Raw genomic sequence first — 14,811 nt, 5'->3', positions numbered from 1 at the left:
TAGATGGCCAAGACTTGTCTCTGCTAGTGAGTCTCGGTAGTTTAGCCTCAAATCGGCAATCTCTGCCGAACGCCCATAGCGTCCCGTAGGAAGTCGCTCGTTGGGCCTTTGCCAATACAAATTTTCTTTAACACCTATTGTGCCATTACCGCGCAGGGCGATCGTTACTGCATTTTATTTTTATATCTGTTATCTGTTATTTGTTCGTTGTTCGTTGTTCGTTGTTCGTTGTTCGTTGTTCGTTGTTCGTTGTTCGTTGTTCGTTGTTCGTTGTTCGTTGTTTGTTGTTGGTTATTTGTTATTTGTTCGCGGTTCGCGGTCAAAGGACAAACGACAAATAACAAAATAATAACAAAACAACTTGCCAACAAACAACAAACAGGGAAAAGGGAACAGGGAACAGGGAACAGGGAACAGGGAACAGGAAAGAGGTGAATTATGAAAACTCTCTCTTCTATGCATCTTTCTTCTCTCTCCTCTCTCCTCCGTTCCCCGTTCCCTGATAACTGTTCCCCTTTCTCCAACAAACAACAAACAACTTGCCAACAAACAACAAACAGGGAACAGGGAACAGGGAACAGGGAACAGGGAACAGGAAAGAGGTGAATTATGAAAACTCTCTCTTCTATGCATCTTTCTTCTCTCTCCTCTCTCCTCCGTTCCCCGTTCCCTGATAACTGTTCCCCTTTCTCCAACAAACAACAAACAACTAATCCACTTTTCTAAAATCATCGATAAGTTGCTGAAGCGCTACAATTACTTGGGTTAAGCTTTCAATTTGTTCCAGTTCGGGTCGGTCTTTGAATTGTTGACTTAAAGTATTCAGTTGATCTTTGATTTGTTTAATCGCTCCATGAAGTTGCTGTTGCTGCGATCGCAATTTTTGCACTGCTTCGATTAATGAGGCGATCGCTTTCATCGACTCAGCATTCGATGTCAGGTTAAATTGTTCTGGGGATTGTACTTTAGCCGCATCAATATTTTTTAGGGAGAGGGCGGCAATTTTTTCCTCTAATTGGGCGATCGTGCGCCGAGAATGCCAATCCTGATTTAAACCATAGCGGCGGTTGATCGTATTCAACAATATGGCAAAACAGATCGGCCATGCTGCGTAGGTGAAATCGCCAAAAACTGTCGCCAAAATTGTCCCGGTTACGGCACCAGCTAAAGAAATATACTCGGCTATTTCTAGCCCCCTAGGATGTTTGAACATTGGTTAATTATTTTATCTTAAGCAGATATTTTCTATTTTAATACCATTTACAAAAATTCATCCAGCATTAGTAGTAGGGTGGGCAAAACCTTGCCCACCCTCGGCAACTATTAGTTTTCTGAAACATTTTGACAAATGGGATCCTGTAGACTGTTGATCAGGTAATCATTCAGGCGATCGCAGCCCATTTTTAACAGTTGATTTAACTGGGAATCTCCGGCATATTTTCCTGGATCATCAATGGGTAAATCTTCTAAAGTCCAGAATTTCACCGTCTGATCCCAACTGCCCGATGCCAAAATTGGTTCTGTGGGATGAAAACTTAATTCCCAAATGCGGTTATCATGTCCTTCTAAGGTTTTTAATAGCCGTCCATTTGGTTGCCAAAGTTTAATGGTTTTATCGTCAGAAGCCGAAGCAATAATCTGACCATCACGACTAAAATCTACACTTAAAACCTTATTATTATGACCTTCTAAGGTATGAATTAATGTGCCATCTAGTCGCCACAATTTTACCGTGGTATCATCAGAAGCCGTGGCAATTGTTTGGCCGTCGGGACTAAATGCCACCGAATTTACATCATGGATATGACCTTTTAATGTCGCCAATAAGTCCCCTTTGAGATTCCACAGTTTTACGGTTTTATCTTTACTAGCGGTGGCAATTATTTGACCATCAGGGCTAAAATTTAAGCCATAAATCCACTCATCATGGGCGATAATATTTTGCAGGAGTTTGCCGTCTAAATCCCACAATTTCAGAGTCCGATCCCAACTCGCAGAAGCAATGATTTGACCATCGGGACTAAACCGGACAGCGGAGACTGAATCCTGATGACCGACCAATGTTTTTAGCAATTCCCCATTCAGGTTCCACAGTTTAATGGTTTTATCTTTACTCCCGGTGGCAATGGTTTCACCATCAGGACTAAAGCGAATAGAATTAATTAAAGCTCTATGACCTGTTAAAGTTTGTAACTTTTCTAGATTAAAATTAATTAATTGTACCGTAGGCTGGCGACTGCTAACCGCTAAAATGTCTCCCCTAGGATTGAAACTGACTGAGTAGGTGACGCGATCGGGATTTTTAAAGGTTTTTAATAAACGAATATCCGGCTGCCACAGTTTAACGGTGCGATCGCTACTGCCGGTGGCCATATTTTTACCATCAGGGCTAAAACTTAGGGTTAAAACACTTTCTTTATGTCCTGATAAAGTGTTAAGTAAGTCCCCGTCTAAGTTCCAAAACTTGACAGTTTTATCTTGACTTGCTGTAGCTAAAACCGGGAGTTTTCCCCTAGAAAATGCGACTCGATTAATCACATCAAAATGAGCCCGAATAGGTGGTTTTAGTAATTGGCCATTTAAATTCCAAAATTTGAGGTTTCCATCTCCCCCCACCGAAGCGATTTCTTGACCTTCTTGAATAAAAATTGCGCCGGTCACTCCGTCTTCATGGGCTTTGACGGTTTTAAATAGCTCAATTTTATCAATTTTATCATTTTTTTGGTTAATTTTCCATAGTTTAATGGTGTCATCATAACTCGCAGAAACCAGCATACTGCCATCAGGACTAAAATTTAAATTAGTCACTTCTTTTTGATGTCCGGTTAAAATTTGCTGGGGAACTTCAAGCAGTGATTTGTCATCCCTTGAAACCAAATTAACCGACCAAATGTTAATCAGATTATCCGCACCACCAGAGGCCAAAAATTGACCATCGGGGCTAAATGTCACGGCAAAAACGGATTTACTATGACCTTGGTAGGTTCTGAGTAATTTTCCATCGGTTGTCCATAATCGCACTTTACCATCTTTACTGGCGGTGGCAATCATCCGATTATCAGGAGAAAAAGTTGCCCCATAAAGGCGATCGGGATGTTTCAAAGTGGCTAATTGTTGCCCCGCCCGACTCCAGACGATCGCCTCCCCATCATCACTCGCGGTGAGTAGCATATTACCATCAGAACTAAAACTCACTTCCCATACCCACCCTTGATGGCTATCTAAGCGATTAATTTCTTGCAATTTGGCTAAAGGTTGTTCTAAATTCTTGAGAGTTTGCTGTTGTAATTCCGGGGAAGTCTTTAACGACTGCATGGTTTTGGCGGCGCGAATACTATCTACTAAGGCATCGAGTTGATTATTCGATCGCTGATAAGCTTCGGAGGCCGAATTGCGGGCTTGAATTTCATGGATTTTTGCCTCATTTCTTTCCCAAATCGCTTGGGTGACAATGAAAATTGCTGAAGCGGAAATCAGCCCCAGTCCCAACAAACCAATGCCAATCATGCGTTCCGCTTTTTTCTTGGCAGCAGTTAAAATTTTATTGGCTTGTTTCTCTTCGGTAAATTCCGCTTCTTGACTGGCATTTAAGAATTGATAATCGCGATCGCTTAAACTTTGATTTTCCGCCCAACTTAGGGCATCTTGTAACGCTTGACCCCGTAAAAGTCGGGATTTATCTTGACGGTTAGAGGCTTCCCAGGCTGCGATCGCTTCTGCATAAGGTCGCAATTTTCCTAATTCTTGAGTAATCCACTTTTCGTGAAAAACTGCTTGATAGATTTTATTATAAACTCTGACTTGACTGCCTTTTTTAATCACTAATCCCGTCAGACGTAACTCCGTAATATCCGGGTTATTTTCATAAGAAATTGGCTCAGATTTGCCCTTGACATCATCATTGTTTTGTTGTAATATTTTTTGATATATTCCTAACAACCGCCCCGACCTGTGGGGATTGACCAAGAGGCGATCGCGAATAGTTTTAATATGTTCTGGTTCATCCTGAGTTTCCCATTGATCCAGAATAAACTTTTGCACTAACTGGTCAACATTGGGCTGTTTTCCGTTCGCTTTTTGATCGAGCAAAAAACAGAGTTTTTGGGTCATAAATGGTTGCCCCCCCGTCCAGTTTAATATTTCTTGTAACACCTGTTGGGGATTTTGTACTTGCCCGGTAAAACCTTGGGCTAATGGTTGGGCTTCTGCTAAGGTAAAACCAGTTAATTCAATACTTTTGCCAATATTAAATGGGGTTTTCGTCTTATCATTAATTAACTCTGATGGGGTGGTGACACCCAACAGGCAAAAGGTCAACCGTTGATAATCGGCATTTTCTGCCCGCTGATTATAGCAAGCGCGAATCCAGGCAAAAAAATCATCTTTCCAAGATAAATTTAAACTTTGATCGATTTCATCCACAAAAATCACAATTTTTCCGGGATATGCCGGAAATATTACCTCTTCAAGTAACTGGGTTAACCACTGATTTGGGGCTAAAATTCCTTCGCGATCGCGCAACCAAGGTAAAAGTTTAAAACTCCGGGAAAGACCGGGAAAATTTTTCACCAAAGTTCTAATAAAACCCCCATACCACTGTTCGGGAGTCACCGCTTCTGACCCTAATACGGTCAAATCAATCGCCGCACAAAGCACCTCCTCCGATACCAGCTTTTGCAGGGTTCTCACCTTTAAACTAGATTTGCCCATTTGTCGGGAATTAAACACATAGCAAAATTGCCCTGCTTTTAACTGTTGATATAGGTCTTGATCCGCTTTTCTCACCACATAAGTGGGGGCATTGGGAGGTAAACTCCCCCCAACCTGATAAACCGAATTGGGGGCAGCAGGGGAGTGGGTTTGGGTGGGGATAGTCATGGTTACTTGTGGTTAATTGCCTAGGCGATCGCGAAAATATTGACCATACAAATCACAGCGCGGGGTGCAATCATTGCCCTGCATTTGTACTAAACCCATACTTTGTAACTTATAGGCGATCGTGGAATCTAAGCGGACAGGTTTTGCCGCAAAAACCACTTGTTTCAACGCTTCTAGTAAATCGGGATGTTTTTGTAAGCTTAACAAATTTTCCCGCAGATGATGGCTATAAATTCCCGCCTCCGTTGGGGCATCCGCTAACAATTGATCTAGGGTAAGTTGCTGATAAACTCGCAACTGAGAAAGGGCTTGTTGTACTAGGTGCGGATGACCTCCGACCATTTTCATTAATTGATTCACTTGATTCAGGTTCCATTCCAACCCATAGCAACGGGCTAAATCGCGGATTTGTTGAGGTTTAAACTCTGGTAATTCCACCGGCACCCCCACATTAAAGGGAGACTGATTAATATTTAGGGGAATATAAACTTCAGTGGCGTGAACCACCATCAATCTTAATTGTTTCCAGGTTTCATTAATCTTAGCATCTTCATGCCAAGCTCGCAACAATCCTAAAAAACCTTCCGCTACTTGATGATAAGGAAAAATCCGTTCTACTTCATCTAAACACAAGACTAAGGGACTGTCCTCGCAGGGTAATAAATATTGTTCAAAGTATTCCGTACAATTCACCGTACTACTAGAATAGCGATCGTCCCAATAATCCGCTAACTGATTTTGCACCCGCATTTTTTTACCCACAATCACGCAAAACCATTGCAGAAATTTATCTAAATTACTAAATTCTGTTTCTGCCGCCAGATTTAAATTTAAATAAACCGTGCGGTAATTTTGGGTAGCGACTCCTTCCAACATTCTTAAACTGAGTAAAGTTTTGCCCATGCCCGCTGGGGCTTTAATTCTAATTAGAGAACCCGGTTGGAGTAATGTTTCATAACAGCGAGATTCTAGGGGGGGACGTTCCACATAAGTTTCTTCAGCCGAATCTATTTTCGCGGCATCGTTTGCCGCTTGTTTGTTTTGGCGTAACTTTCTTTCTAAGGCGGTTTTAAAATTTTTTTTACTAACTTTTTCTCCCAAGGCTGCGGAGAGTCTTTCCCAGAGTTTTTGGCCGACAATGCGATGTAAATAACTGGCTGTATAGTCAGTATTCACGGCCATTTCCTCATAGGTTTGATTCTGCCATGCCCCCCGAAAAATTGTGATTTCTAAGTCCGTGAGATGTTTGCCGGTTTGCTCAAAAACTACCTGATCCGCAATTTGCGATGCTTCGGTAAAATTTATGCTGTTTTCTGACATAGCAATTCAAAGTTTATGAAGCCTACATTGTATCAATATCTGTAAAATTACACTGTGATCCGTGGAGCAATTTTTGATTGTTATTGGTTATTGGCTCTTGGTTATTGGTTGTTGGTTATTTGTTGTTGGTTATTTGTTGTTTGATTAACCGTATTATAACAAATAACTAATAACCAATAACCAATACTTACCCTGCTCCCCCGCTCCTCTGCTCCCCCGCTCCTCCATTAATCTCAGAAACTTAACTATTTGTAATAGGTTTTAACAATCAGTTACACTTACCGAAAATTGCCGCCTTTTTACCAGAAAAAAAGCTAATTTTCGGGGATTTATTTCTGCTATTGAGGGGTGAGACACCTAGGGGGTCTTGTCCATCTAATCTCAGGGAATTTATCGAATAAATTGTCAAGAATTATCAGTTTTTTTAGAAAATTTTAACAATTTGTTCAGGTTTAACCGGGATTTAAAATAAGCATAAAATAATTATAAATTCTTGATGAATAATTGTTACAAACTTATACATAAATCAGACAAAAATTATACATAAATCAGACACTAATTGCGATCGCGATCACTTACATTTTCAAAAGCATAATGATAGTTTGGAATAGGCAATAAGTTAATAGACCACTGGGAAAATTCTGAAAAGCCCCCCTTTTTAAGGGGGGTTGGGGGGATCTAAACTGGTATTTTGCACTCTTGTCTAATTTACTTATTCAGCCATGATTAACGTAGGGTGGGGACTGCCCCCCGACAGGGACTTAAGTCCCTGTCTAATAGCGATCTGCCTTTAAAAAGGACTATCTGGAAAAATTTTAAATTTACGGGAGTCCTCTTTAGAGGACTTGAGCTATTAGTCGGAGACTTAAGTCCCTGCCGGATGCCTGCCTGCCGGATGCTTGCCACGCTTGCCCCACACCCTGCACCCTAATCACAATCAGGACAACTACCATGAATACTCAACAAACCCTAGAACAAGCCCTAGAAATCGCCAAACAACGCCTGAGTCTATTCGCTACAGACCCGGAATTCCTGAGCAAAATGCAGGTGGCTTTTGGGGACGCTTGGGAGACCAACCAGGGGATTACCTTCGGTCAGGCTTGGCAAACGGCGGATTTTAGCATTATTCCGCCCATTGAAATTCGTCCTGCTGCTGATATCAATGGAGCCAGTGGCGCTTATGCTGGGGCGACGAACACTATATATATAAGTGCAGAATTCCTCAGCCAAAATGCTACCAACCTGGAGCCCGTCACCCGCGTTCTTCTGGAAGAAATCGGTCATGCGGTGGACTGGCAGTTGAATGAATACGACACCCCAGGGGATGAAGGGGCGATATTTTCGGCGTTGGCAAGTGGTGCGGTGCTTTCCGAGGGTCAGTTAGGGCAGTTGCGGGGAGAAGATGATACGGCAATGGTGAGTTTGGATGGGCAAAATCTGCAAATCCAGCAAGCTGTGCCGATTAACCCTGGTGACTATGCGGCATTACAAGCACTTTACAATAGCACCGATGGGGCGAATTGGACTAACAAGACGGGCTGGGATTTTAGCAACCCTTCCCCCGATGCTTCGGTGGTTGATGGTTGGTGGGGAGTATATGTCAGTACTACGACGGGTCGGGTGACATCGCTCGTCCTGTCCGACAACAACCTGAGCGGGACAATTCCCCCGGAACTGGGCAATTTGAGTTCTTTGCAAGAGCTCTACCTGTACAACAACAACCTAAGCGGGTCTATTCCCCCGGAACTGGGCAATTTGAGTTCTTTGAAATATCTCTCCCTGTACAACAACAACCTAAGCGGGTCTATTTCCCCGGAACTGGGCAATTTGAGTTCTTTGCAAGAGCTTGGGCTGTTCGAAAACAACCTAAGCGGGTCAATTCCCCCGGAACTGGGCAATTTGAGTTCTTTGAAATATCTCTCCCTGGGCGGCAACAACCTGAGCGGGTCAATTCCCCCGGAACTAGGCAATTTGAGTTCTTTGCAAGAGCTCTGGCTGTACGACAGCACCCTGAGCGGGTCAATTCCCCCGGAACTGGGCAATTTGAGTTCTTTGGAACGGCTCTACCTGTCCGAAAACAACCTAAGCGGGTCAATTCCCCCGGAACTGGGCAATTTGAGTTCTTTGCAAAAGCTCGACCTGGGCAACAACAACCTAAGCGGGTCAATTCCCCCGGAACTGGGCAATTTGAGTTCTTTGACAGAGCTCTACCTGTTCATCAACAACCTAAGCGGGTCAATTCCCCCGGAACTGGGCAATTTGAGTTCTTTGCAATATCTCTTCCTAGACAGCAACAGCCTGAGCGGGTCTGTTCCAGAATCCGTTAGTAACCTATTACCCTCTTTAATTGATTACAATCTGGGTGACTTACTCACAGGTGCAACCCTATCCATTAACGATCGCCAACTCCCAGAAGGCAACAACGGCACCACCAACGCCACCTTCACCGTCACCCTATCCGAAGCTGCCACCGAAACCGTTACCGTCAGCTACACCACTGCGGATGATACCGCCACTGCCGGAGTTGACTACACCGCCACCACTGGCACTCTCACCTTTAACCCCGGAGAAACCGAAAAAACCATCACCGTTCCCATCATTGGCGACACGGAAGTAGAACCTGACGAAACCTTCAAAGTCACTCTCAGCAACCCCACCGGCGCCACCCTTGCCGACTCCGAAGCCATTGGCACCATTACCAATGATGACGCCAACGGTCTATCCATTACCGATGTCCAACTCCCAGAAGGGAATAGTGGCAACCCCAACGGATTCGTTTTCCAAGTCACCTTACCCCAACCCAGCACCGAAACCGTCACCGTCAACTATGCCACGGCGGACGGAACTGCCACGGCAGGGGAAGACTATCAAGCCAACAGCGGCACTCTGACTTTTAACCCAGGGACCACAGAAAAAGGAATTTCCGTCTGGGTCAACCCGGACACCACCGTAGAACCTGACGAAACCTTCAAAGTCAATCTCAGTAATGCGGTTGGTGCCATTATTGCTGATGGCGAAGGCATCGCTACTCTGACAAACGACGATACTGCCTCAAGTACCCCACAGCAGCCGGTTATTCCCACACAGCCGGTGAGTTCCACCATTGCACCTGTTTTGCCAAGTCTGACTCTGGGAAATAATGGGCAACAACCAAAACCTAAGAATCCTGACCCCTTGGACTTCAGCAACCCCAACCACACCATCACCTATGGCCCTTTGATGCTGAAAATGGTGGGGGATGATGAATTTGCCATCAAATCCACAGGCTTTAGTGGTTTGGGTGCCAACGTGCAAATCGGGCTAAAACCCACCCAAGGGGAAACTTTCAAACCCCTATTTACCTTAATCGATGGCGATATCGTAGGACACAACGGGAATATCCAGGCTCACGGACAAATCAAAGCCAACATTGACGGCAAAAACGAACTCCTATTCTATGGCACCTTCGATATTGACCCCGGAAAAACCGAAACCTCGGAAATCAAGCAAGAGTTTGCCTTTGGAGAACCGGCCCTAGACATTGCTGGCTGTGAAATTTACTACGACAAACTCTCCTTCGTCAACCCCAACGGCGGCTCAACTGCGGACTCCAATCTCGCCGTTGATGGCGGTATCATTATCCCAGAGGAAGTCTTTGGAGTTGAGCTAGGCATTCCCTTCGCTTCTCCTCAAGACTCTCAGGCCATCAAAATCGAACAAAGTGGTCCTAATTCCCAACTTGTTCAAATCGAACAAAGTCGTCCTAATGCTCAATCTTTTACTCAACCGGCCAACACTTTTGCCCAAGGTTCACTGGCTCAACAAATTGCTCAAACTTCTGGTGGTCAAGTCCCCATTCTTCTGGAACAATCATTCTGGGACTCGGCAAATTCCTTGCAGTTTGGCAAAATAATTTCTGTAGAACGCGATGCTCAGGGCAAAATTACCAAAGGTACTATAAGCCAAACTGAAGAATTTCCTTTGTTGAAGAAGTTGGGAGTCAATCTCACAGATATAACAGCAGAAGCATCAGGAGATGAACTGAAATTAACAGGAGACATAAAGCTTCCTAAAGTATTTGATGCCACCATCAAATTGAGCGGGGATAACTATCTAAAAATTATTCCTAAGTATCAAGAATATGAGACAGTACATGGAAATAATTGGCAAGGCGCACCAAAAACTTTTACCGGCAAATTCAAAACTGAACTCAAAGCAGATGCTTCCATTGGTGCAGTCCAGTTTGGTAGCTCCGGCTGGGGATTAGAATCGGCAAGCCTTTCAATTGATACCCCAGCAGAAACTATGAGCCTGAAAGGTGAACTGAAGATGCCTTCCTTTAATGTGGAAGCTGGGGTTGATTTCTTAGACTGGCAACCTAACGCGGTTCTGGTAGGGCTGAAAAACTTAAATAAGCCCATTGGTAATAGTGGGGCATTTTTCCAAAGTATTGGGGCAAGCCTAACTAATTTCTCAGCAGCGGCTCAAGAGCAACAGTTACCGATAACTTTAGGTGGATTTTTTGGTCTGACAGCAGGGCCACAAATTAATGTCACCCTTCCTGGCTGGTTGACCAAGTGGATAAAATCAGAATCAAATGCAAAATCAACAGAATTAAGCACCAAAAAAGTCAGCCTTAACAAAGAGCAGAGAAACAACCCGAAACTGCCAGGACTTAAGAAATTGGAACTGACAGATAAAGGTGGTTCTAAGCCTGCCGATGATGCAACGTCCTTAGCTTCTCTAGACGTTATTGGTGAAATCAACAAAGACAAAGTGAAAGTCAACGGCATTGTTGAAGTCCTAGAAGGATTAGTAACTGCTGAAGGCGATGCTACATTAAAATGGGGCGATCCTACAAATAATTGGCAAGGTGGATATTTCCAAGCCAACTTTAGCCAGCAATCTTTCGGTGGAACGTTGGAAAATAAAGGAGGCTTTTCTGTCAACCTAAATACAACTGCGTTTAATCTATACCATCAAGCAAAGGGAACTCTTCCCAAAGAAGTTCCTTTACTGGGCGGAAAGGAAGTAGGTTCGCTGAATATGCTGATCCAATACAGCAAAAATGATTATCAATCTGACAATGATTATTTTGCTTTCTGGGTCACTGTAGATGTATTGAAGAATTTGGGACTGAAGGAGTCAGAAGTCGGTGCGCGAGTTTGGTTAAACCAGCTTCCTCAAGGAAAAAAAGACCGAGTTCAGTTAATCGGTGTAAACCAAATCCAGCCAATCACGGACGCTCGTCAAACGGCATTCCCCAATCAATTTTCAGCCCAAGGGTCTTTCAACGACACCACCTGGATAGTCGAAGGTCCGACTTTGGCTGAGGCAACCCTGACGCAACTCATCGAAGATTCATTGCAAAATGCCCAAAATCAACTGCAAAACTTTGCGAAATCCGATGACTTCACCCGGCAAATGCAGTTAGCATTTGGAGCAGAGTTAGACGAGACGACAACCGAAAACTTCCGTCAAATCTGGCAGGGGGGTGAATTAGGCAACTTACCTTCTATAGAAATCATCTCTGCCACGGAAATGAATGGTGCTGCCGGTGCTTTTGCCACGGCTACTGATACTATTTATTTGTCCGCCGAATTTCTCAGTCATCACGCTGAAAATATTCCTGCTATTACTAAAGTGTTGCTGGAAGAAATCGGTCATGCCTTGGACGATCGCCTGAATGCAGAAGACACCCCCGGGGACGAAGGGGAAATTTTCTCTGCCCTAGTACGTGGTGAAACATTATCTCCTGAGCAATTAGCGCGACTGCAAGCGGAAGACGACGGCATCACCATTGAGCTAAATCAACAAGAAACGAACATCGAACGTTCTGACGTTAATTCCGAAGCCACTTTCGCCATTGCCCCGGACACTCCTTATATTCTCCTATTTGCCGAATGGGAAAACGAAGCCAACAATGTCCCTGTTCAAATTCAAGCGCCTGATGGCACAATCTATACTGAAGCCGATTTTGCCAACTTAGAAAATATTGCTGTAGTTGAAGAACTGACTCACAGCACAAAGAAAGCCATTGCTATTGCCAAACCTGAAGCGGGCAACTGGACTGTTCAACTTCCCGAAACATCTAATCTTGGCAACCTCGAACTCACGGCTCTCGGTGGCACCCATGCCCCGGAAATCCAACTCACCTCCCCGGCCCAAGATGTCACCGGCCCCAATGTCACCATTGACTACAGCGCCTTTGACAAAGACTCCGACGCCAAAATCAGCCTATTCTACGATGACGATCGCGAAGGCTTCAACGGCTTACTCATCACCGACAACCTCGGGGAAACCGACGGCCCCGGCAGCTATACTTGGGATACCTCGGAAATTTCCACCGGCGACTATTATATCTACGCCATGATAGACGACGGCGAAAGCGTCCCGCAATTCGCTTATGCCCCCGGTCGCGTCCGCATCGTGGAAGCCGGTGCCCCGGACACTGTAGAAACCCTCAATGCCACCTGGACTGGCGGCAACGAAGTCAAACTCACCTGGTCTGAAGTAGAAAACGCGGACTACTACCGCATCAGCTACACCGATGACCCCACCGCTGAAGCCTACAGCGAAAGCACTCCCACCAACAGCAACGAAACCGAACTCACTCTCACCGACCTCACTCCCGGTAAAACCTATCGGTTCGTTGTCCAAGCCGTCGATAGCGAATATCGCAGCAGTCCGTTTAGCGAACCTGCCATTGCCTCCATTGGCGAACCAGAACCCACCGCCGACGGTTGGAACCTCATCGCCACCGAAGGCACTACCTACAATACCCTCATCCCCTTTGACTCGGGCGATACTCTCACCCTAGTCTCAGGACCAGAAGGGGCAACCCTCAATCCCGAAACCGGCGAATTCTCCTGGGATGTTCCAGACACCGCCACAGGAGCCTTTGAACTGCTCATCCATGCCACCGACAGCAACGGACAACTGGACATCATCCGCCGTCAAATCATCATCCCTGGCAAACCCGTCATGGGCACCCCAGAAATTGACGAACTCCACGGCAGCAATGCCTCGGATACTATCCTCGGTTTGGATAGCAATGACCAAATTTATGGCGTCGGTGGCAACAACTTCCTGAATGGCAACCTGGGCGACGACACGGTAGAAGGAGGTAATGGCAACGATACCATTCACGGCGGTAAAGACAACGATACCCTGATGGGTCATAGCCAGAACGATATCCTCTGCGGCGACTTAGGGGATGATTTCCTCAACGGCAACCAAGGGAATGACACCCTCTATGGCGGTGACGACAAGGATACCTTACATGGCGGCCAAGGGAACGATTTCCTCCTCGGTGGCACTGGCAACGACTCCCTCTGTGGCGACCTCGGCAACGACTTCCTCAACGGCAACGAAGGGGATGATATCCTCAACGGTGGTGACGGAGACGACACCTTACATGGCGGCAAAGATAACGATAACCTCCTGGGTGGCACGGGCAACGATTCCCTCTGTGGCGACTTGGGCAACGATTTGCTTAACGGCAATGAAGGGGATGATACCCTCCTCGGTGGCGACGGAGACGATAGCCTCTACGGTGGTAAAGACCAAGATAGCCTCTCTGGTGGGGCTGGTAAAGACTTTCTCTGGGGAGACTTGGGCAACGACACTCTCTCTGGTGAGGAAAATAACGACACCTTACAAGGGGGTGGCGGTAGCGACCTCCTCTCCGGGGACGCTGGCAACGATATTTTAATCGGCGTTAATCCCGATGCCCCCAATTCTGAGCCGGAAATCGATACCCTCACCGGGGGAGAAGGGGCCGATACCTTTGTCTTGGGTGATGCGACCACTGCCTACTGTATTGCAGCGGGTGGTGATGACTATGCCCTGATTACCGATTTTGACCTGAATGCCGATATGCTGCAACTGCATGGTCGTTCTACAGACTATCGGATTGCGGAACTGTCCAAGGTCATTGGTCACTATAGCGGTCTGCAAGGCGAACAGGATATCGTCCAAACCGATGCTCAGATTTTCCGCACAACTAATGGTCAAGATGAGTTGATTGCGGTGGTTCAGGGAGTGGCGAACCTGAGTCTGGATAGTGGTGCGTTTAGTTTTGTGTAATCCCCCCTAGCCCCCCTTAAAAAGCTAATCTTGTAGGGGTTTTGTAGGGGCGCAATGCTTGCGCCCCCTAGCTTGGGAAACCCGACTCTAGCGAAAAGAAACCCGACTCTAGCGAAAGGAAACCGGACCATAGGGGCGCAAGCATTGCGCCCCTACATGAAATAACGATTTTTCGTGGTTTCAAAACCCCTACAAGATTAGCCTTAAAAAGGGGGGAACCGGAGGACACGGCTGGCCCAAGTCCCTACGGGTGGGGTGATTTCTCGTCAAGACACATTTCATCTTTCTCACCGCAGTCGATCGCCTGTTACAAATAGCTCAAATAGTCGGTTTATTCAGCCCAAATCAGAATCTTTATCCTTAAATTGTGCTGTAAATTGTGCTATGCGATCGCTCCCTTTATTTCCCCAAACAATAGCCACGGATTAAAGTGACTACCAGAAACAATTCTCCAGGAGACTATGAGAATAAAGAGCGATCGCATAAAGCCCTGCTTAAAAAGGAGGGTTGAGGGGAGAGAAACGGGCGATTACCCCAAGGGATCTA

4 protein-coding genes are annotated in these 14,811 nt (G+C 45.6%); 1 reads left to right on the top strand and 3 read right to left on the bottom strand.

Features of this window, described 5'->3' with window-relative positions:
• Window positions 1-709: 709 nt before the first annotated feature.
• The 3 genes from ABWT76_RS13105 to ABWT76_RS13095 all read right to left on the bottom strand — a co-directional run bounded on the left by ABWT76_RS13105 (window position 710) and on the right by ABWT76_RS13095 (window position 6,198).
• A complete protein-coding gene (locus ABWT76_RS13105; RefSeq protein ID WP_354636246.1) occupies window positions 710-1,213 on the bottom strand; it encodes a hypothetical protein in 504 nt (167 codons plus the stop codon).
• A 110-nt stretch (window positions 1,214-1,323) separates the two neighbouring features.
• A complete protein-coding gene (locus ABWT76_RS13100; RefSeq protein WP_354636245.1) occupies window positions 1,324-4,878 on the bottom strand; it encodes an AAA-like domain-containing protein in 3,555 nt (1,184 codons plus the stop codon).
• A gap of 12 nt (window positions 4,879-4,890) precedes the next feature.
• The gene (locus tag ABWT76_RS13095; RefSeq protein ID WP_354636244.1) at window positions 4,891-6,198 is read right to left on the bottom strand and encodes an AAA-like domain-containing protein; all 1,308 of its coding nucleotides are present in this window, start codon (window positions 6,196-6,198) and stop codon (window positions 4,891-4,893) included.
• Window positions 6,199-7,149: 951 nt separating this feature from the next.
• On the opposite strand from ABWT76_RS13095, the gene ABWT76_RS13090 reads away from it, so the two are divergent.
• Window positions 7,150-14,265, top strand: a complete 7,116-nt coding sequence (locus ABWT76_RS13090) for a Calx-beta domain-containing protein (RefSeq protein WP_354636243.1) — start codon at window positions 7,150-7,152, stop codon at window positions 14,263-14,265.
• The last annotated feature ends 546 nt before the right edge of the window (window positions 14,266-14,811 follow it).

Origin of the sequence: Planktothricoides raciborskii GIHE-MW2 (assembly GCF_040564635.1) — a bacterium.
Lineage (GTDB): Bacteria > Cyanobacteriota > Cyanobacteriia > Cyanobacteriales > Laspinemataceae > Planktothricoides > Planktothricoides raciborskii.
This window is presented reverse-complemented; position numbering and strand designations above follow the sequence as displayed.

Excerpts from the sequence above, each read along its gene's own strand:
- ABWT76_RS13105 (WP_354636246.1), bottom strand. The coding sequence starts at position 1,213 with ATGTTCAAACATCCTAGGGGGCTAGAAATAGCCGAGTATATTTCTTTA.
- ABWT76_RS13100 (WP_354636245.1), bottom strand. The coding sequence starts at position 4,878 with ATGACTATCCCCACCCAAACCCACTCCCCTGCTGCCCCCAATTCGGTT.
- ABWT76_RS13095 (WP_354636244.1), bottom strand. The coding sequence starts at position 6,198 with ATGTCAGAAAACAGCATAAATTTTACCGAAGCATCGCAAATTGCGGAT.
- ABWT76_RS13090 (WP_354636243.1), top strand. The coding sequence starts at position 7,150 with ATGAATACTCAACAAACCCTAGAACAAGCCCTAGAAATCGCCAAACAA.